An 18,528-nucleotide genomic window follows, 5' to 3' on the forward strand; every position below is an offset into this window, starting at 1 on the left:
AACATTGAGCCTGCTTTAGCATAAGCTGTGCCAAAGTTATAAGTTATTAAATTTCAAATGGTTGTTTGTTATTGAGAAGTGAGAGGCGAACAAAAGTGATGGTCAGCGTAGAGCGAAAATTAACCTGTCGGCACAAGTGTCGACATCACGGTGTGAAGTGTGATTGCGGTCAAATATTTGCAGGGGGAAGGCAAAGGAAAGGGCGTACCCTATTGGGCCGCCCTGAAAAAAGGGGCGTTACTGTCAGGCGTTCTCTTTCAGCCAGTTAACCACGATGTCGTGGTGATTGCTGGTTTTGAAGTCATCAAATACATGTTCAACTTTACCGTCAGCGTCGATCAGGAAGCTGATACGGTGGATGCCGTCGTAGGTTTTGCCCATAAAGGTTTTTTCACCCCAGACGCCAAACTGCTCGCAGACCTGGTGGTCTTCATCTGAGAGCAGCGTAAAGTTGAGCAGCTCTTTTTCGGCAAAGCGGGAAAGTTTCTCTGGTTTGTCGGTGCTGATACCCAGCACTTCCACGCCCGCTTTCTTTAACTCATCCATGTTATCGCGCAGGCCACAGGCCTGGACAGTACAGCCTGGTGTCATGGCTTTCGGGTAGAAATAGACCAGAACACGCTGTCCCTGGAAGTCGGCCAAATTTACTTGTTCACCGTCTTGATCGGGCAAGCTAAATTTCGGTGCGATATCACCGGCTTTCAGTGGATTCATTACTTAACTCCATCCTGTTCATCATGCTGGGAATAGTTGACGATGTTTATACTGCCTTGCGCGTTCAATTCTGTACATAGGGCTTTGAACGCCTGCTCAATATTTGACGCGTCCTGTGACGCGGGGCTATGAGCGGTTATCTGGATAAATAACGTTGGCGCAACGGTTAGATTACCGGGCTGTGTACGGGAGACTAACTCCGCAATATTCATTTCGTGTGCGTCGAAAAGCGCAGTGAAACGCTCAATCAGGTGGGGAGAATCGGGGACTTCAACCTGCACCCACACGGTGGCTGGCATATCAGGACGCGGACGGGCATCGGTACGTTTCATCACAATCAGCAAATCCAGCTCGGCGCCTTTCAGCGGCAACGTCGATTCGATAAGGGTGATGGCGTTCCACGAACCCGAAAGCAGCATTATAAACGTGAACTCTTCCCCCAGCATCGCCAGACGGCTGTCTTCGATATTACAGCCGCAGCTGCTGACGTGGCGTGTGATCGTGTTCACAATGCCAGGCCTGTCGGCCCCCAGCGCAGTGATAACCAAAAAGTGTTGTGATGAGGTTGTCAAACCTGAGCTTCCTGTCAAACGTGAGGTAATCATAAGGAAAGCATAAAAAAAACCGGCATACAACCGCCACAGGGCCTCAGGTCTCTTGCTTTTCTGACGGCACCGCACGTACCATTGAGAATCTTGTTCGCACAGAGGATGGCCCATGTTCACGGGAAGTATTGTCGCGCTTATCACGCCGATGGATTCGCAAGGTAAAGTCTGCCGGTCAAGCCTGAAAAAACTGATTGATTACCATGTCGCCAACGGAACCACGGCGATCGTTTCGGTAGGGACTACCGGTGAATCCGCCACGCTGAGCCATGATGAACATGCCGACGTGGTGAAGATGACGGTTGAACTGGCGGACGGGCGCATCCCTGTGATTGCCGGGACGGGCGCGAACGCTACCGCAGAAGCCATCAGCCTGACCCAGTGTTTCAACGACAGCGGCGTGGTGGGTTGCCTGACCGTTACGCCTTACTACAACCGCCCGACTCAGGAAGGGCTGTTCCAGCATTTTAAAGCCATCGCCGAACATACTGACCTGCCGCAAATTCTGTATAATGTGCCGTCGCGTACCGGCTGCGATATGCTGCCGGAAACCGTAGGCCGTCTGGCGAAAATTAAAAATATTATCGGTATTAAGGAAGCGACCGGGAACTTAAGTCGTGTTCATCAGATCAAAGAGCTGGTTTCAGACGACTTTATCCTGCTGAGCGGCGACGATGCCACCGCGCTGGACTTTATGCAGCTCGGCGGTGACGGTGTGATTTCCGTGACCAGCAACGTGGCGGCGCGCGATATGGCTGACATGTGCAAACTGGCGACCCAGGGGAATTACGCCGAAGCACGCGTGATCAACCAGCGTTTGATGCCGTTACACAACAAACTATTTGTCGAACCCAATCCGATCCCAGTCAAATGGGCATGTATGGAGTTGGGGCTTGTAGCAACCGACACGCTGCGTCTGCCGATGACGCCCATTACCGACCATGGTCGTGACGTTGTCCGCACTGCGCTTAAGCATGCCGGTCTGCTGTAAAGTTTAGGGAGATTTGATGGCTTACTCAGTACAGAAGTCGCGCCTGGCGAAGGTAGCGGGTGTTTCACTTGTGATGTTGCTCGCCGCCTGTAGTTCCGATTCACGTTATAAGCGTCAGGTTAGCGGTGACGAATCCTATCTGGATGCGGCTCCGCTTGCTGAACTTCATGCGCCCGCAGGGATGATCCTCCCGGTGCAAAACGGTGATTACACCATCCCTGTTGCTAACGGCAGTGGCGCGGTAGGTAAAGCGCTGGACATTCGTCCGCCAGCTCAGCCGCTGGCGCTGGTGAGCGGTGCGCGCACCCAGTTTACCGGTGACACCGCGACGCTGATGGTCGAAAATGGCCGCAACAGCACGCTGTGGCCGCAGGTTGTCAGCATTCTTCAGGGGAAAAACTACAGCATCGACAAACGTGACGATGCCACGCAGATCCTGACCACCGGTTGGGTTGACTGGAACCGTCTGGATGAAGATCAGCAGTATCGTGGTCGTTATCAAATCTCGGTGAAACCGCAGGGTTACCAGCAGGCAGTTGTCGTCAAGCTGGTGAATCTGGAACAAGCGGGCAAACCGGTGGCGGACGCCGCATCGCTGCAGCGTTACAGCACCGAAATGCTGAACGTTATCTCCTCTGGTCTGGATAAAACCGCAACTGACGCACAAACGGCGGCGGAAAACCGCAGCGTTTCTACGCTGAATGTCCAGAGCGCTGCCGATGATACCGGTCTGCCGATGCTGGTGGTGCGTGGGCCGTTTAACGTGGTGTGGCAACGTCTGCCGTCCGTGCTGGAAAAAGTGGGCATGAAAGTCACCGACAGCACCCGTTCAACGGGCAGCATTGCGGTGACCTACAAGCCGCTGTCTGACAGCAGCTGGCAGGAACTGGGCGCGCGCGATCCGGGTCTGGCCTCCGGCGACTATAAACTGCAGGTCGGCGATCTGGATAACCGCAGCAGCCTTCAGTTCATCGATCCTAAAGGTCACACGCTGACACAATCGCAGAACGACGCGTTAGTCGCAGCCTTCCAGGCGGCGTTTAACCGATAATCCTCAGGGCCGGATGTTCCGGCCTTTTTTTATTATGGTGACGCAAACGTGTGCGTCGGCGTAAAATAGCCAAATTAGCCTTGTAATCACACCTGGAGTAATGAAGATGCAAAAGCAAGCTGAGTTGTATCGCGGCAAAGCGAAGACCGTGTACAGTACGGAAAACCCGGACCTGTTGGTGCTCGAATTCCGTAACGATACGTCAGCAGGGGATGGCGCGCGCATTGAACAGTTCGATCGTAAAGGTATGGTGAACAACAAGTTCAACCATTTCATTATGACTAAGCTGCAAGAAGCGGGCATCCCGACCCAGATGGAAGCGCTGCTTTCTGATACCGAATGTCTGGTTAAAAAGCTGGATATGGTGCCGGTAGAGTGCGTTATTCGTAACCGTGCGGCAGGCTCGCTGGTGAAACGTCTGGGCATTGAAGAGGGCATTGAACTGAATCCGCCGCTGTTCGATATGTTTCTCAAAAACGATGCGATGCACGATCCGATGGTGAACGAATCCTACTGCGAAACCTTCGGCTGGGTGAACAAAGAAAATCTGGCGCGCATGAAAGAGCTGACCTACAAAGCCAACGACGTGCTGAGCAAACTGTTTGATGACGCCGGTTTGATCCTCGTTGATTTCAAACTGGAATTTGGCCTGTTTAAAGGCGAAGTGGTACTCGGCGACGAGTTCTCCCCGGACGGCAGCCGCCTGTGGGATAAAGAAACGCTGGATAAAATGGACAAAGACCGTTTCCGTCAGAGCCTTGGCGGCCTGATTGAAGCCTATGAAGCCGTGGCGCACCGTCTTGGCGTGAAACTGGACTGATCTTCACCTCGCGTTACTTCCGGAGGATGCCTGCATCCTCCGGATTTCCTCACTTTTTTCCTGTGCTAATCCTTCCCTCTGCGCCTACGATCATATATACACTGAGTCCATCATTGGGATAGTGAGGTAGTTATGCGCTGGCAAGGCCATCGAGAGAGTGACAACGTAGAAGACCGACGTAATGAGTCGGGTGGGCCGTCGATGCGCGGGCCCGGGTTTCGTTTACCGGGTGGTAAGGGTGGAATAATCCTGCTGTTGGTGGTGATTGTCGCGAGCTATTACGGTGTTGATCTCACCAGTTTACTGACCGGGCAACCGGTGAGCCCACCCACGCAACAACAGCGCGCCGCGAACCCGCACGAGGATGAGTCTGCGCATTTTACCCGCGTCATTTTCGCCACCACCGAAGAAACCTGGGGCCAACTGTTTGAAAAAATGGGGCAACATTATCAACAGCCGACGCTGGTGATGTACCGTGGCAGCACCCATACCGGCTGTGGTACCGGGCAATCCATTATGGGACCGTTTTACTGCCCGGCGGACAGCAAAATTTATATCGATCTCTCTTTTTACGATGAGATGAAAAACAAGCTCGGCGCGGGCGGTGATTTTGCTCAGGGTTATGTGATTGCCCATGAAGTCAGTCATCACGTGCAAAAACTTCTGGGAACGGAAGCTAAAGTGCGCGGCCTGCAGCAAAACGCCACCAAACAGCAGGCGAATGTTCTGTCAGTGCGCATGGAGTTGCAGGCCGATTGTTATGCGGGCGTCTGGGGCCACAGCATGGCGCAGCAAGGTGTGCTGGAGCCTGGCGATGTCGAGGAGGCGTTAAACGCCGCGCAAGCCATTGGTGATGATCGCTTACAACAACGCAGTCAGGGCGTCGCCTTCCCGGATAGTTTCACGCATGGTACCTCGACACAACGTTACACCTGGTTCAAACGCGGCATGGACAGCGGCGATCCGGCGCAGTGCAATACATTCAGCGGGCAGTTGTAATCACCTCGTGATGCAACAGCTGATTGAACTGAGCGCCCGCATGGTGCGGGAAGGGTTCCGCCGCTTGCTGGTGATTGCCGGTCAGCCTGCGTGGAGTGAGGCGCAGGCGAGCACACTGCGCGACTCGCTTCCCGGCGACTGGCTGTGGGTCGGTGAAAATAGCGGCTGGTCACAACACATTCAACCTCGCGCATTAACGACTTTGCTCGGGCGGGAATTCCATCATGCCGTGTTCGATGCGCGTGAAGGATTCGATGTCGCCGCGTTTGCCGCGCTTGGTGGGACGCTCACGGCCGGTAGCTGGCTGGTGTTGCTCACACCGCCGTTCGCGCTGTGGCCGCAGCAGCCGGATGCAGACAGCCTGCGATGGAGCGACACCGCCGAGCCGATCCCGACCCCGCTTTTTATTGATCACTTTTGCCGTACGCTCCGTGACGATCCACAAACCGTGGTGTGGCAGCAGGCATCACCTTTCTCGCTTCCAGACTTTCCTCCCTGGCCTGAGTGGCACGCGGCAACCGGCGCACCTGAGCATGAGCAGGCGCAGATCCTTGAGCAACTTCAGCACATGCCGCCAGGTGTCGCGGTGGTGACGGCGCCGCGCGGGCGAGGGAAATCGGCGCTGGCGGGGATGCATATTGCCCGCATATCTGAGCCTGTCACGGTCACCGCACCTGCGCGCGCCGCCACCGATGTGCTGGCGCAATACGCAGGCGAACGGTTCAACTTTATCGCCCCGGATGTGTTGCTCCAGCAGATAACTGCGCAGGGAACACTGCCGGGCTGGCTGGTAGTGGATGAAGCCGCTGCCATTCCTGGTCCGCTGCTGCATGCGTTGGTTTCCGCTTTCCCTCGCGCATTGCTCACCACCACCGTACAGGGCTATGAAGGTACCGGGCAGGGTTTTTTGCTGAAGTTCTGTGCCGGGTTTCCGCAGTTACGTCATTACACGCTCTCTACGCCGCTGCGCTGGGCGCAGGGCTGCCCGCTGGAGCAGGTAATTAACGCCCTGTTGCTGTTTGACGATGAACCTGTCGTTAAACCGCCGACAGGTGACATCACCATGCAGCCGTTATCAGCACGGGCCTGGCAAGAGACGGCGGCGATTTATCGTCTGCTGGCGAGCGCCCATTACCGCACGTCACCGCTTGATCTGCGACGCATGATGGATGCGCCAGGGCAGCATTTCTGGCTGGCCTGGCGGGCACAAACGGCGGTTGCTGCACTCTGGATGGTGGAAGAGGGTGGGTTAAGTGCCGATCTTAGCCAGGCGGTGTGGGCGGGTTTTCGCCGTCCGCGCGGTAATCTTGTCGCGCAATCGCTGGCCGCGCACGGCGGTAGCCCGCTGGCGGCAACATTGCGCGGGCGGCGTATCAGCCGCATTGCTGTGCATCCCTTTTGCCAGCGTACGGGGATTGGCAGTGCGCTCATCGCCCATGCGCGAGCGCATACAACGGGGTGTGATTACCTCTCCGTCAGTTTTGGCTATACGCCAGAATTATGGCGTTTCTGGCAGCGCTGCGGTTTTTCGCTGGTGCGCCTTGGCAGCCATCGCGAAGCGAGCAGCGGCTGTTTTACCGCCATGGCGATAATCCCGCTGACGGCGGCTGGCGAAGCACTGCGGGTGCGGGAACAGACTCGCCTGGCGCGCGATCTGCCCTGGCTTGCCGACTGGCGCGAGGAAACGTTGTCTCTGCCTGTTGTTCAGTCGACTACGCTTAGTGAAGAGGACTGGCTGGAACTGGCCGGTTTCGCTTTTGCGCATCGACCACTTTCGGCGGCTTATGGCGCGTTATGCCGTTTGCTGGCGCACACGCATTTGCCATTGTTGGCATTGCGAGGACAGGTAAGCGATGGCGAAAGCGAACAGGCGTTATGCCAGCGTTTATCGTTGAACGGGCGTAAAGCGCTGCTGCTATCTCAGCGCCAGGAGTGTGACCAGGCGCTCTTGCACCTGGATGCTGATCGCGCGCTCAAACTGAAAACACAGGTGCAGAAACTGCAATTTTTTTAACTAACTCATTCAGTTAAATGGCATGGTCATTATGGCTCCCGGGCGTAAACTGCACTCAACGATTTAAGGAGACAACCATGAAACATGACCATTTCGTTGTACAAAGTCCGCAATCCCCGGCAAAACAATTACTGCTGCTGTTTCATGGCGTTGGCGATAACCCGGTCTCCATGGGACAGATTGGTGGCTGGTTTGCACCGCACTTTCCCGATGCGCTGATCGTCAGTATTGGCGGCGTCGAAGCCTGCGGCGCACCACCGGCCCGCCAGTGGTTTTCCGTGGCAGGCGTGACGGAAGAAAATCGTCAGCAACGCATTGATGCTGTGATGCCGCAATTTATTGACGTTGTGCGCTACTGGCAGCAGCAAAGCGGCGTAAACGCGTTAGCCACGGCGCTGATTGGCTTTTCGCAAGGGGCGATTATGGCGCTGGAAGGGCTGAAAGCGCAGCCGGATCTTGCTTCGCGGGTGATTGCGTTCAACGGGCGTTACGCCACGCTGCCGCAGGCGGTTTCCACGGCACAAACCATTCACCTGATTCACGGCGGTGAAGACCGGGTTATCGATTTGGCCTGGGCGGTGAAGGCGCAGGAAGCAGTGCAAACGCTGGGCGGCGATATCACGCTGGATATTGTCGACGATTTGGGCCATGCCATTGATGATCGCAGCATTGAGCTGGCGCTCAAACATTTGCGCTACACCGTGCCGAAGCACTATTTCGATGAAGCGTTAAGCGGCGGCAAGCCGAATGACGACGATATTGTCGAGTTTTTATGAGCAAAAAATTCCCCCCCGAAAGGGGGGGAATTATGTGAGGCTTACTTTTTCGGCTGATCCTGTTTCGGCCAGTCGTCATCGTCGTCCCACTTGTCGTTGAAATCACGATGCGGTGGCAGATCCGGCTTGTTAGCGAGGAATTTTTTGTGATCGACCCGGCTCAGGTCTTTGATCACATTAATCAGTACACCAAGTAAAAACACCAGTACCAGAATCCACCAATATTTTGCCAGCCAATCCATGTCATCCTCCAGGCCATCAGGCGATGAGTTGTTCCATAATGCGTTGATACATACGGGCAAGCAGTTGCAAATCCGCCGCGTTCACACATTCGTTGATCTTGTGAATGGTGGCGTTCACCGGCCCGAGTTCAACCACTTGTGCGCCCATACGCGCGATAAAACGGCCATCTGACGTGCCGCCAGTGGTTAACAACTGCGGTTTGATTTCATTATAGTGCTCAATGGCATTAACCACCGCATCCACCAGCTTGCCGCGCCCCGTCAGGAAAGGCTGCCCGGACACCCACCACTCCACGCTGTAACGCAACTGATGTTTATCCAGCAGCGCCTGCACGTGAGCTTTGATCATTTCGTCGGTCAGTTCGGTACTGAAGCGGAAGTTGAACTGCACAAACAGATCGCCAGGGATAACGTTGTTGCTACCGGTTCCGGCTTTGATATTGGCAATCTGCATGCTGGTCGGCGGAAAGTATTCGTTGCCGTGATCCCACTGGATCGCCACCAGCTCATTGAGCATTGGCGCGGCGCGATGCACCGGGTTATCCGCCAGGTGCGGATAGGCAACGTGCCCCTGAACACCGTGAATGGTCAGGTTGCAGGTCATCGAGCCACGACGACCGTTTTTTACCACATCGCCGACCACTTCCGTACTGGAAGGCTCACCGACCAGGCAGTAATCCAGCCGTTCATTACGCGCCATCAGCGCATCGACCACTTTAACGGTGCCGTTGGTGGCGCTGGCCTCTTCGTCAGAGGTGATGAGAAATGCCAGACGGCCTTTATGCTGCGGATGCTGCGCGACAAAACGCTCGGCGGCGACGACCATCGCCGCCAGCGAACCTTTCATGTCTGCCGCGCCGCGGCCAAACAGCATGCCGTCGCGGATGGTCGGTTCAAAAGGCGGGTTGATCCAGCGGTCGGCATCGCCCGCTGGCACTACATCCGTATGGCCAGCGAAGGCCAGCGTTTCGCCTTGTCCGCGCCATGCCCAGAAGTTTTGCGTGTCGCCAAAATCCATCGGTTCAATGGTAAAACCGATCGCGCGCAGACGTTCAATCATCAGCGCCTGGCATCCTGCATCATTGGGACTCAGAGAAGGGCGACGAATAAGCTGCTGTGTCAGCTCAATAACCGGGCACGACATAAACTACACCTCGTTAATAAACGTCTCATAACTGGATTCATTGAAACCCAGCAGCATAGGCTTACCCGGCGCGCAGAGCAATGGGCGTTTGATAATTGCAGGCATTTCAAGCATCAACGCGATGGCAGCATCATCATTGGTGATGGTTGCACGGCGGGATTCATCCAACTGGCGCCAGGTGGTGCCACGGGTGTTTAACAGCGCTTGCCAGCCGAGTTCATCCACAAATGTACGCAGTAAATCTGCATGAATACCGTCTGCGCGGTAATCGTGGAAATGGTATTCCACCTGCTGCGCTTCGAGCCAGCGGCGCGCTTTTTTGATGGTGTCGCAGTTTTTGATGCCGTACATGGTGAACATGGTGAATCCTTTTGTCTCTTTTTTGGTTATTTGTGCAAGAAATTAGAATAACGGATTTTAATTTGCCTGTGATTGGTCTGATAAGCAAATGTCAGCGGATATAACCACTCTGTTCCAGTTTGAATAAACTTTCAGGTGTTGCGCATACCATGCCAGTGGTTAAAAAACGGAAACCATATTGTTGATAAAATCCTGTCTTTTCCGGTACGGAATAAATAAAGGTTTTACCGAACGGTAATAATGTTCTGACAATGTCACACATCAGTTGTTTTCCATAACCGCGTCCCTGCATTTCCGGTGCGACCACAATATCCGCAACATAGCTGGCCCATGTCAGATCGCTGATAGCACGCGCCGTGGCGACCAGCTCCCCGTTATGGTAGCCAAACCAGCAGAAGGTGCTGTTGTGCCAAGCCTGCTCGACCTGCAGCGGGTCGCGCTGATTAAGACCGCCTGCCGCAATCAGCGCCGTTAACGCCAGCCAGTCCACCGCTTCAATTGCTGATTTATCGAACAATGTGATCGTCATTTCATTTGGCCCTAAAGTTTTTATGGAATATTGCCGTTATTCACATTAAATGACATGACATCGGCTCATAGTTATCACAAGTATTAAAAGTACCCCGCTAATAGCGATTGAAGCAATTGATTAACGTCTCTTCAATGTTGTTACGGGTTTGAGTAGAATTGCCAGAATAATAAGAGAGGTAGTTATGATTGAACATGAACTGGGGAACTGGAAAGACTTTATCGAAGGCATGCTTCGTAAATAATTTCCTGACGAACGATTAAGCAGTGACGGCTTAATAAATAATAATGTGAACCGACACATGAAAAAGGCGACCAGCAGGTCGCCTTTTTGTTATGCAGAAATTACTGTGCGCGGGCTTTGAGCGGGAAACGGCGGCGCACCAGCACGAAGAACAGCGGTACGAAGAAAATCGCCAGCACGGTGGCGGAAATCATCCCGCCCATCACACCGGTACCCACCGCATGCTGGCTGCCGGAGCCCGCACCGGTGCTGGTTGCCATTGGCAGCACACCGAAAACGAACGCCAGCGAGGTCATCAGGATCGGCCTTAAACGCTGACGGCAGGCATGCAGCGTGGAGACCAGCAGATCTTCGCCTTTCGCATTCATATCATTGGCAAACTCAACAATGAGTATCGCGTTTTTCGCCGACAGACCTATTACTGTCAACAGCCCGACCTGGAAGTACACATCGTTTTCCAGCCCGCGCATCCAGGTTGCCAGCAACGCGCCAATCACGCCAAGCGGCACCACCAGCATCACCGAGAACGGCACCGACCAGCTCTCATACAGCGCCGCGAGGCACAGGAACACCACCAACAGGGAAACCGCATATAACGCTGGTGCCTGCGCACCAGAAAGGCGTTCCTGGTAGGACATAGCGGTCCACTCCAGACCAAAACCGGTAGGCAACTGGCTAACCAGTTTCTCCATCACATCCATCGCCGTACCGGTGCTGACGCCGGGGGCGGATTCGCCGACAATCTCCACTGCGGCATAACCGTTGTAGCGCTCAAGGCGCGGCGAGCCGGTTTCCCAGCGCGAGGTGGCAAACGCGGAGAACGGCACCATTCCACCGCTGCTATTTCGCACATACCAGAGGTTGATATCGTCCGGCAGCATGCGGTATTTCGCCGCCGCTTGTACGTAGACTTTTTTCACGCGACCGCGATCCATAAAGTCATTCACGTAGCTGGAACCCCAGGCGGTTTTCAGCGTGTTGTTAATATCATCAATCGACACGCCCAGCGCCTGCGCTTTGCGCTGGTCGATATCGATTTGTAGCTGGGCGCTGTCATCAAGACCGTTATGGCGAACGCGGGTCAGCGCCGGATCTTTCGCCGCCATCTCAATTAGGCGATCGCGGGCCGCCATCAGAGCGTCATGGCCTGCACCGGCGTGATCCTGCAATTCCATATCAAAACCGGCCGAACTCCCCATACCGCTAATAGCGGGCGGGCTGCTGGCGAAAACGCGGGCTTCACTGATGCGGCTAAAGGCTTTGGTGGCGCGTTCGATAATGGCAAACGCGCTACCGCTTTTCGGATCACGGGCTTCCCAGTCTTTCAGGCGGATAAACAAACGCGCCACGTTCTGCCCGTTACCACCGGGGCCGGAGCCGACGGTGGCAAACACTGATTCAACATTCGCTTTCTCGTGGGTGAAGAAATAGTCTTCGACTTTCTGCACCACTTTCAGCGTCTGCTGTTGTGTTGCACCACTCGGCAACTGCACGGAGGTGGTAAACATACCCCTGTCTTCCAGCGGCAGAAACGACGTTGGCAGACGCAGGAACAGCAGTACCATGCCGCCAATCAGCAACATATAGAGCAAAATCCAGCGCAGGCTGCGGTGCAGGATTTTACCGACGGCGGTTTCATAACGATCAGCATTGCGGTTGAAAATACGGTTAAAGGCGCCGAAAAAGCCTTTCTGCCCGTGTAGCTCACCTTTATGCAGCGGCTTGAGCAGCGTGGCGCACAGCGCCGGTGTGAGGATCATCGCCACCAGCACAGAAAGCACCATCGCCGAAACAATGGTGATAGAGAACTGGCGATAAATCGCGCCGGTGGTGCCGCCAAAGAACGCCATCGGCACAAATACCGCCGACAGCACCATCGCAATCCCCACCAGCGCGCCCTGGATTTGCCCCATCGATTTACGCGTCGCTTCCCTGGGCGACAGCCCTTCTTCGGTCATGATGCGTTCGACGTTTTCCACCACTACAATCGCATCATCCACCAGCAGACCGATGGCGAGCACCATGGCGAACATGGTCAGGGTGTTGATGCTGTAGCCAAATGCATAGAGCACGGCGAATGTGCCAAGCAGCACGACCGGCACGGCGATAGTGGGAATCAGCGTAGCGCGGAAATTTTGCAGGAACAGATACATCACCAGAAACACCAGCCCGATGGCTTCGAGCAGGGTTTTCACGACATCGATAATCGAGGCTTTAACAAACGAGGTGGTTTCGTAAGCGACTTTATATTCCAGACCGTGCGGGAAAAAAGGTGCCAGCTCGTTTAAGCGGTTAATCACCAGTTCTGCCGTCGCCATTTCGTTAGCGCCGGAGGCCAGTTTCACCCCCAGCCCGGACGCGGGGTTACCGTTAAAACGGCTCAGGTAGTCATATTTCTCTGCGCCCAGTTCCACCGTCGCCACGTCACCAAGACGCACTTCCGAACCGTCCTGATTCACGCGCAGCGTAATATTGCGAAACTGTTCCGGCGTTTGTAAAAGCGACTGCGCATTGATAGTGGCGTTTAACGCCTGGCGATCAACAGAAGGCGTTCCGCCAAGTTGCCCGACGGCTATTTGCGCGTTTTGCGACGAAATGGCGCTGGTGACGTCCGAAGCGGTGAGCTGGTAACTGTTGAGCTTCGCAGGATCGAGCCAGATACGCATTGAATATTGCGAACCGTAGGCGTCAATATCGCCAACGCCGTTTACTCGGCTAATCGGATCCTGAATATTACTCGCCACGTAGTCGGAGATATCTTGTTTATCCATCGAGCCGTCGGTGGAGACAAACGCGATGGTTAAAATGTTGGTATCACCGGTTTTGCGCACCGTGACGCCCTGGTTTTGCACCGCTTGCGGGAGTTTACGCATCGCCGATTGCAACTGGTTTTGTACTTGCTGCACGGCTTCGTCAGGATCGGTCCCGGCACTGAAATTGAGAGTCACCGTTGCCTGCCCGGTGGCACTGCTTTGCGAGGACATATACATTAAATTATCGAGTCCGGTCATATTCTGCTCGATAACCTGCGTCACGGTGTTTTCCAGCGTTTGCGCCGATGCGCCAGGGTAGTTAGCGGTAATGCGGACGTTAGGCGGGGCTAAATCGGGATATTGTTCGACGGGTAAAGAAATAATGGCAAGTGTCCCCGTAAGACAGATCAGGATCGCCAGCACCCACGCAAAAATGGGGCGATCAATAAAAAAATTCGCCATCAGAAATAAAACCTCATATTGCTGCGCATCGTTATAGTGACATTGCTTGCATCAATGTAGCGGCAATGCAGAAACCAATCGTGGAGAAAAAAAGGAGAAAATGTAAATTATCATGCCTGATTAAGGCATAACTATGCATAACCGTACTTAAGCAAAATTTCCTCCTGTACAAAATCATTTTACTTTAAATTCTTTACACTTATTGACGCTGCGCGCTGACCGGTAATGGAAAACGAAACTGCACCTGGGTGCCGCAGCCCGGCGGAGAGACGATTTGCAGCACACCGCCAAGACGCTCGGCGCGCTCGCGCATGATCGTCAAGCCGTAATGTCCGGCGGGCTCCTGTGTACTGTTCATACCGATGCCGTTATCACGAATGTAGACCGAATGCAGTCCGTCAGGATCGGTCACACAACTGACGGTGATTTCGCTGGCCTGCGCATGCTTAATCGCGTTGATGACCGCTTCGCGCACAATTTGTAAGACGTTCATTTGCTGTTGCGCATCCAGCGCCTGCGTGGGTAAACGGCAATCCAGATTCAGCTTCGCGCTGGTCTGGCTCTGCAATACATCCAGCGCTTCACTTAGCGCGGCGGGTAGCGAACTTTGCTGTAAAGAGAGGCGGAACGTGGTGAGCAGCTCACGCAACTGCTGCCAGGCATGATTCAGACCCCGTGAAAAGTCGTCGATGATCAGGTGTGCCGGGGCGTTATCGTCCGGCACGACGCGCTTAAGCAGCGCCAGTTGGATACGCAGATAAGAGAGCATCTGCGCCAGAGAATCGTGCAGTTCGCGGGCGATGGTCGCACGTTCTTCCATCAGCATTAGTTGCTGATAATGCTTCTGCGCCTGGTTGATATAGAGCCCGCGTCCAAGAATGGTGGCGATATTGCACATCAGCGGTGCGGAGAGAGGCTGTTGATGGCTTTGCCAGCGCAGCTCGCCCAGCACGTTCTCCTGCATATTTACCGGCAAGCTGTTCACCGGCAGCGTGGGATCGGCCTCACCTTGCTGGATGCGCCAGTTGTCATCGACAACCAGTTCCAGGAAGCAGGCTGCTTGATGGTCGTAGACGATCTGCAACACATGGTGCAGACAGAGAGCGTCAATCTGGCTGGTGTTAAGCGCCTGCGAGCACTGGTACATCACTTCCAGGCGGCTGTTGGCTTCATGCAGATCGCGGGTTTTTTCTGCTACTGATGTTTCAAGCGAGCGGTAGAGCTTAAACAGTTGCCCCGACATTTTGTCGAACGTTGAAGCCAGTAAACCCAGTTCGTTATCGAGTTTGTTATCGAGCGGCAGCAAGGAAAATTGCCCTTGCTGGATCCGCTGGCAGGTGGCGACCAGATTATTAAGCGGTTTGACGACCCGCAGGCGAATACGGCGCAGCGTAAAAAACACCAGCGTGAAAATCCCGGCAGCCCCCAGCAGCGAAATAGCGACTACCAGCATCATCTTGCGTTCGGCGTAGTGCTGGAGCGCCAGTACGAACAAATCAATTTGCCCGACATAAGCCTGGATATTTTGCTCGTACCATTGCTGGTCGCCCTGAATCAGATGTTTTTCCATCTGGCGCCAGTTTTCGTGCAATTGCCCATAACGTTGCTGCACTTCCTGCGGAACGTACCAGCGGTTCAGGGTTTGTAATACGGGGGAGTTCAGCGTCTGCTGATAAATCTGGCGGTGGGGTTGTAGTTCGGCGGTCTGTTTTTGCAGCTCGTAACCAAGACGGTAACTCTGCATACGCAGCGACCCGGCAATATTAATGGCCTCCGCGTCCCGTAGGCTGCTGGCAAGCGTGACGAGTGCCACTCCGGTGGAGAGCAGCGACAGTAAAACAAGAGAGAAAAAGGCTCTGGCCAGGCTTCCTGAAACAGGTTTTTTGACTATCACTGCAGCGCTTCCCAATCCTGATGTTACGTACAGGAAACATCGGCCTGAACGTCCATCGAATGAAATAATTTTTCAGAAATCCTGAAATAAATTGATCTGCTACAAGCTCGTGACAAATAGATAACCTTTCTGGGCAATTGAACATTGCCTGTGTCGTGCTGCCCCGGTAAATACAATGCTCATATAAAAAATAAGGTTTATTAAACCAGAAAAGAAGGGTGCCATGAATCGTTTTATTATGGCGAATAGCCAGCAATGTATAGGATGTCGTGCCTGCGAAGTCGCGTGTGTGATGGCGCACAATGACGAACAACATGTGTTAAGCGCCGCGCATTTTTACCCCCGGATCACCGTGGTCAAACATCAGCAGCACCGCAGTGCGGTGACCTGCCACCACTGTGAAGCTGCGCCCTGTGCCCGCAGTTGCCCGAATGGCGCAATCAGTCGTGTTGATGAGGCGATTCAGGTCAATCAGCAAAAATGTATTGGCTGTAAATCCTGCGTGGTGGCTTGCCCGTTTGGCACCATGCAAGTGCTGGTCACGCCAATTGGCGACGGGCTGGTAAAAGCCAGCGCGCACAAATGCGATCTCTGCCAGGGCAGGGCGAAGGGCCCGGCCTGCGCGCAGAATTGCCCGGCCGATGCGCTGCAACTGGTAAACAGCGACGCGCTGGCGGGGTTTGCGAAATCACGTCGTCTGCGTACCGCCAGCCAGGAGGCGCAGCCGTGGCACAGTGTCGCGGCGCTGACGCCCGCCTTTAACGACCGCAAAGTGCGGCAGATGCGCAAAACGCCGCCGCGCGGTGAGCCAGGTAAACTGCCACTGGCGGCGCGTAAAAACGGTTTTGATGAAATCTATCTGCCGTTTCGCGCCGATCAGGCCAGTCGTGAAGCGGAGCGCTGCCTGAAGTGCGGCGACCACAGCATTTGCGAATGGACCTGCCCGCTGCATAACCATATTCCGCAGTGGATCGAGCGGGTAAAAGAGGGCGACATTGCGGCTGCGGTCGAACTTTCGCATCAAACTAACTGCTTACCGGAGATCACCGGTCGCGTCTGCCCGCAAGACCGGCTGTGCGAGGGGGCATGTACGGTGCGCGATGAGTATGGCGCGGTCACTATCGGCAATATTGAGCGCTATATCTCCGATCAGGCGCTGGCACAGGGCTGGCGGCCCGATTTACAGCAGGTTGCGGCGGTGGATAAACGTATCGCGATTATCGGTGCTGGCCCGGCGGGCCTCGCCTGCGCTGACGTGCTCGCTCGCCACGGCGTGAGCGCCACGGTGTTCGATCGCCACCCGGAAATCGGCGGTTTGCTCACCTTTGGCATCCCCGCTTTTAAACTGGATAAATCGCTGCTGGCGCGCCGTCGTGAAATTTTCAGCGCGATGGGCATTCGCTTTGAACTCAATTGCGAAATCGGTAAAGACATCGCGCTGGAGAAGCTGCTCAGCGATTACGACGCGGTGTTTGTAGGTGTTGGCACCTACCGTTCAATGAAAGCCGGGTTGCCAAATGAAGACGCTCCGGGCGTTTACGATGCGCTGCCGTTCCTGATTGCTAACACCCGTCAGTTAATGGGGCTGCCGGATAGCGCCGACGAGCCGTTTATCAACACCGAGGGGCGCAATGTCGTGGTGCTTGGCGGCGGCGATACAGCAATGGACTGTGTTCGCACCGCACTGCGCCATGGCGCGCGCAAAGTGACCTGTGCCTACCGTCGCGACGAAGCCAATATGCCTGGCTCGAAAAAAGAGGTGAAAAATGCGCGGGATGAAGGGGCTGAGTTTGAGTTCAACGTTCAGCCAGTAAACCTCGAACTGGATAAGAGCGGCAAAGTCTGCGGTATTCGCTTACTGCGCACACAGCTCGGCGAGCCGGATGCCAAAGGCCGCCGCCGTCCGGTGCCGGTTGAAGGCAGTGAGTTTGTTATGCCTGCCGATGCGGTGATCATGGCGTTTGGTTTCAACCCGCATTCGATGCCGTGGCTGGAGCGCCACGGTGTGCGCGTTGATGACTGGGGGCGTATTGCCGCCAGTGTCGAAAGCCAGTATCGCTATCAGACCAGCAACCCCCAAATTTTTGCCGGCGGTGATGCGGTGCGCGGAGCCGATCTGGTGGTGACCGCGATGGCGGAGGGGCGCCACGCCGCGCAAGGCATGATGGACTGGTTGGGTGTCAAAGCACCAGGACAGCATTAAGGCGTTTGCCATAAAACAGGCTTCACGGCGTCACACTTCGCGGCGTAGTATTACGCAAAGTTGTTAGCGCTCTGGAGCCTGTATGTCGCTGAAAATTGAAGTTATCAAAGATAAAGTCCTCTCTGAAAATTATTTTGTCCTGCGCAATATCACCTACGATTTGACTCGTCAGGACGGTGAAGTGGTGCGTCATAAACGTGAAGTCTACGACCGGGGCAATGGTGCCACCATCCTGCTGTATAACCGTGAAAAACAGAGCGTGCTGCTGATCCGCCAGTTTCGGATCGCCACCTGGGTGAATGGCAACGTGGATGGTCGACTGATTGAAGCCTGCGCCGGGTTACTGGATAACGATGAGCCGGAAGTGTGCATTCGTAAGGAAGCCATTGAAGAGACGGGATACGAAGTTGGCGAGGTGCGCAAAGTATTTGAGTTATATATGTCGCCGGGCGGGGTCACGGAAATTGTCCACTTCTTTATTGCGGAATATAACGATGCACAGCGCGCAAATAACGGCGGCGGAGTGGAAGATGAAGATATCGAAGTGCTGGAACTGCCCTTCCGGCAGGCCTTAGCGATGGTCGCCAACGGTGAGATCCGTGATGGCAAGGCGGTGATTCTACTGCAATATCTGCAAACATCTGGTCTAATGGACTGAAATTAATAAGGTTATCAGCTCCGCTTTCAGATGAAGCTATCCGACAAATCCGATTGAGCAAGCCAACCGG

The 18,528-nt window shown here is 54.7% G+C and carries 17 protein-coding genes; 9 read left to right on the top strand and 8 right to left on the bottom strand.

Going from position 1 to position 18,528, the window contains the following annotated elements:
• Positions 1–243: 243 nt before the first annotated feature.
• Positions 244–714, bottom strand: a complete 471-nt coding sequence (gene bcp, locus C813_RS29490) for a thioredoxin-dependent thiol peroxidase (RefSeq protein WP_017458948.1) — start codon at positions 712–714, stop codon at positions 244–246.
• Complete coding sequence (locus tag C813_RS29495; RefSeq protein ID WP_017458947.1) at positions 714–1,286, bottom strand: glycine cleavage system transcriptional repressor; 573 nt, start codon at positions 1,284–1,286, stop codon at positions 714–716. Before C813_RS29495 ends, bcp begins: the two co-directional genes overlap by 1 nt.
• A 145-nt stretch (positions 1,287–1,431) precedes the next feature.
• On the opposite strand from C813_RS29495, the gene dapA reads away from it, so the two are divergent.
• The 6 genes from dapA (at position 1,432) to ypfH (ending at position 7,970) form a co-directional block, all read left to right on the top strand.
• Entirely contained in the window at positions 1,432–2,310 is an 879-nt protein-coding gene (gene dapA, locus C813_RS29500; protein ID WP_017458946.1) for a 4-hydroxy-tetrahydrodipicolinate synthase, read from the top strand.
• A 16-nt stretch (positions 2,311–2,326) separates the two neighbouring features.
• Positions 2,327–3,361, top strand: a complete 1,035-nt coding sequence (bamC, locus tag C813_RS29505; protein ID WP_017458945.1) for an outer membrane protein assembly factor BamC — start codon at positions 2,327–2,329, stop codon at positions 3,359–3,361.
• Between the two features lie 106 nt (positions 3,362–3,467).
• Positions 3,468–4,181, top strand: a complete 714-nt coding sequence (gene purC, locus C813_RS29510) for a phosphoribosylaminoimidazolesuccinocarboxamide synthase (protein ID WP_017458944.1) — start codon at positions 3,468–3,470, stop codon at positions 4,179–4,181.
• A gap of 132 nt (positions 4,182–4,313) precedes the next feature.
• A complete protein-coding gene (gene ypfJ, locus C813_RS29515; protein WP_017458943.1) occupies positions 4,314–5,180 on the top strand; it encodes a KPN_02809 family neutral zinc metallopeptidase in 867 nt (288 codons plus the stop codon).
• Positions 5,181–5,190: 10 nt separating this feature from the next.
• The gene (locus C813_RS29520) at positions 5,191–7,194 is read left to right on the top strand and encodes a tRNA(Met) cytidine acetyltransferase TmcA (protein WP_017458942.1); all 2,004 of its coding nucleotides are present in this window, start codon (positions 5,191–5,193) and stop codon (positions 7,192–7,194) included.
• Positions 7,195–7,271: 77 nt separating this feature from the next.
• Entirely contained in the window at positions 7,272–7,970 is a 699-nt protein-coding gene (gene ypfH, locus C813_RS29525) for an esterase (RefSeq protein ID WP_017458941.1), read from the top strand.
• Between the two features lie 41 nt (positions 7,971–8,011).
• Here the strand turns inward: ypfH and C813_RS29530 are convergent, their stop codons facing one another.
• The 4 genes from C813_RS29530 to C813_RS29545 form a co-directional block, all read right to left on the bottom strand.
• Complete coding sequence (locus tag C813_RS29530; RefSeq protein ID WP_017458940.1) at positions 8,012–8,212, bottom strand: YpfN family protein; 201 nt, start codon at positions 8,210–8,212, stop codon at positions 8,012–8,014.
• Positions 8,213–8,228: 16 nt separating this feature from the next.
• Complete coding sequence (gene dapE, locus C813_RS29535; RefSeq protein ID WP_017458939.1) at positions 8,229–9,356, bottom strand: succinyl-diaminopimelate desuccinylase; 1,128 nt, start codon at positions 9,354–9,356, stop codon at positions 8,229–8,231.
• A gap of 3 nt (positions 9,357–9,359) precedes the next feature.
• Positions 9,360–9,716, bottom strand: a complete 357-nt coding sequence (locus C813_RS29540; protein WP_017458938.1) for an ArsC family reductase — start codon at positions 9,714–9,716, stop codon at positions 9,360–9,362.
• A gap of 91 nt (positions 9,717–9,807) precedes the next feature.
• Complete coding sequence (locus C813_RS29545; protein ID WP_017458937.1) at positions 9,808–10,245, bottom strand: GNAT family N-acetyltransferase; 438 nt, start codon at positions 10,243–10,245, stop codon at positions 9,808–9,810.
• A 184-nt stretch (positions 10,246–10,429) separates the two neighbouring features.
• Between C813_RS29545 and ypfM the strand changes: the two genes are divergently transcribed.
• Positions 10,430–10,489, top strand: a complete 60-nt coding sequence (ypfM, locus tag C813_RS47115; protein WP_100181659.1) for a protein YpfM — start codon at positions 10,430–10,432, stop codon at positions 10,487–10,489.
• A 100-nt stretch (positions 10,490–10,589) separates the two neighbouring features.
• On the opposite strand, the gene acrD is transcribed toward ypfM, so the two are convergent.
• Together acrD and narQ are read right to left on the bottom strand one after the other, a co-directional pair.
• A complete protein-coding gene (gene acrD, locus C813_RS29550) occupies positions 10,590–13,703 on the bottom strand; it encodes a multidrug efflux RND transporter permease AcrD (RefSeq protein ID WP_017458936.1) in 3,114 nt (1,037 codons plus the stop codon).
• Between the two features lie 199 nt (positions 13,704–13,902).
• Entirely contained in the window at positions 13,903–15,597 is a 1,695-nt protein-coding gene (gene narQ, locus C813_RS29555) for a nitrate/nitrite two-component system sensor histidine kinase NarQ (RefSeq protein WP_017458935.1), read from the bottom strand.
• Positions 15,598–15,820: 223 nt separating this feature from the next.
• Between narQ and aegA the strand changes: the two genes are divergently transcribed.
• Positions 15,821–17,800 carry a formate-dependent uric acid utilization protein AegA gene (gene aegA / locus C813_RS29560; protein WP_017458934.1) on the top strand — a complete coding sequence of 660 codons (1,980 nt, stop codon included), beginning with the start codon at positions 15,821–15,823 and terminating at the stop codon, positions 17,798–17,800.
• 82 nt (positions 17,801–17,882) lie between these two features.
• Entirely contained in the window at positions 17,883–18,458 is a 576-nt protein-coding gene (nudK, locus tag C813_RS29565; RefSeq protein WP_017458933.1) for a GDP-mannose pyrophosphatase NudK, read from the top strand.
• Positions 18,459–18,528 lie beyond the last annotated feature (70 nt).

The sequence above is a fragment of the Kosakonia sacchari SP1 genome (assembly GCF_000300455.3).
GTDB lineage: Bacteria > Pseudomonadota > Gammaproteobacteria > Enterobacterales > Enterobacteriaceae > Kosakonia > Kosakonia sacchari.

What these genes read in the sequence shown, in the direction of transcription:
- purC (WP_017458944.1), top strand. Translation starts at nt 3,468, where the DNA reads ATGCAAAAGCAAGCTGAGTTGTATCGCGGCAAAGCGAAGACCGTGTAC.
- C813_RS29540 (WP_017458938.1), bottom strand. Translation starts at nt 9,716, where the DNA reads ATGTTCACCATGTACGGCATCAAAAACTGCGACACCATCAAAAAAGCG.
- acrD (WP_017458936.1), bottom strand. Translation starts at nt 13,703, where the DNA reads ATGGCGAATTTTTTTATTGATCGCCCCATTTTTGCGTGGGTGCTGGCG.
- C813_RS29520 (WP_017458942.1), top strand. Translation starts at nt 5,191, where the DNA reads ATGCAACAGCTGATTGAACTGAGCGCCCGCATGGTGCGGGAAGGGTTC.
- nudK (WP_017458933.1), top strand. Translation starts at nt 17,883, where the DNA reads ATGTCGCTGAAAATTGAAGTTATCAAAGATAAAGTCCTCTCTGAAAAT.
- C813_RS29530 (WP_017458940.1), bottom strand. Translation starts at nt 8,212, where the DNA reads ATGGATTGGCTGGCAAAATATTGGTGGATTCTGGTACTGGTGTTTTTA.
- dapA (WP_017458946.1), top strand. Translation starts at nt 1,432, where the DNA reads ATGTTCACGGGAAGTATTGTCGCGCTTATCACGCCGATGGATTCGCAA.
- bamC (WP_017458945.1), top strand. Translation starts at nt 2,327, where the DNA reads ATGGCTTACTCAGTACAGAAGTCGCGCCTGGCGAAGGTAGCGGGTGTT.
- ypfJ (WP_017458943.1), top strand. Translation starts at nt 4,314, where the DNA reads ATGCGCTGGCAAGGCCATCGAGAGAGTGACAACGTAGAAGACCGACGT.
- dapE (WP_017458939.1), bottom strand. Translation starts at nt 9,356, where the DNA reads ATGTCGTGCCCGGTTATTGAGCTGACACAGCAGCTTATTCGTCGCCCT.
- bcp (WP_017458948.1), bottom strand. Translation starts at nt 714, where the DNA reads ATGAATCCACTGAAAGCCGGTGATATCGCACCGAAATTTAGCTTGCCC.
- aegA (WP_017458934.1), top strand. Translation starts at nt 15,821, where the DNA reads ATGAATCGTTTTATTATGGCGAATAGCCAGCAATGTATAGGATGTCGT.
- ypfH (WP_017458941.1), top strand. Translation starts at nt 7,272, where the DNA reads ATGAAACATGACCATTTCGTTGTACAAAGTCCGCAATCCCCGGCAAAA.
- C813_RS29545 (WP_017458937.1), bottom strand. Translation starts at nt 10,245, where the DNA reads ATGACGATCACATTGTTCGATAAATCAGCAATTGAAGCGGTGGACTGG.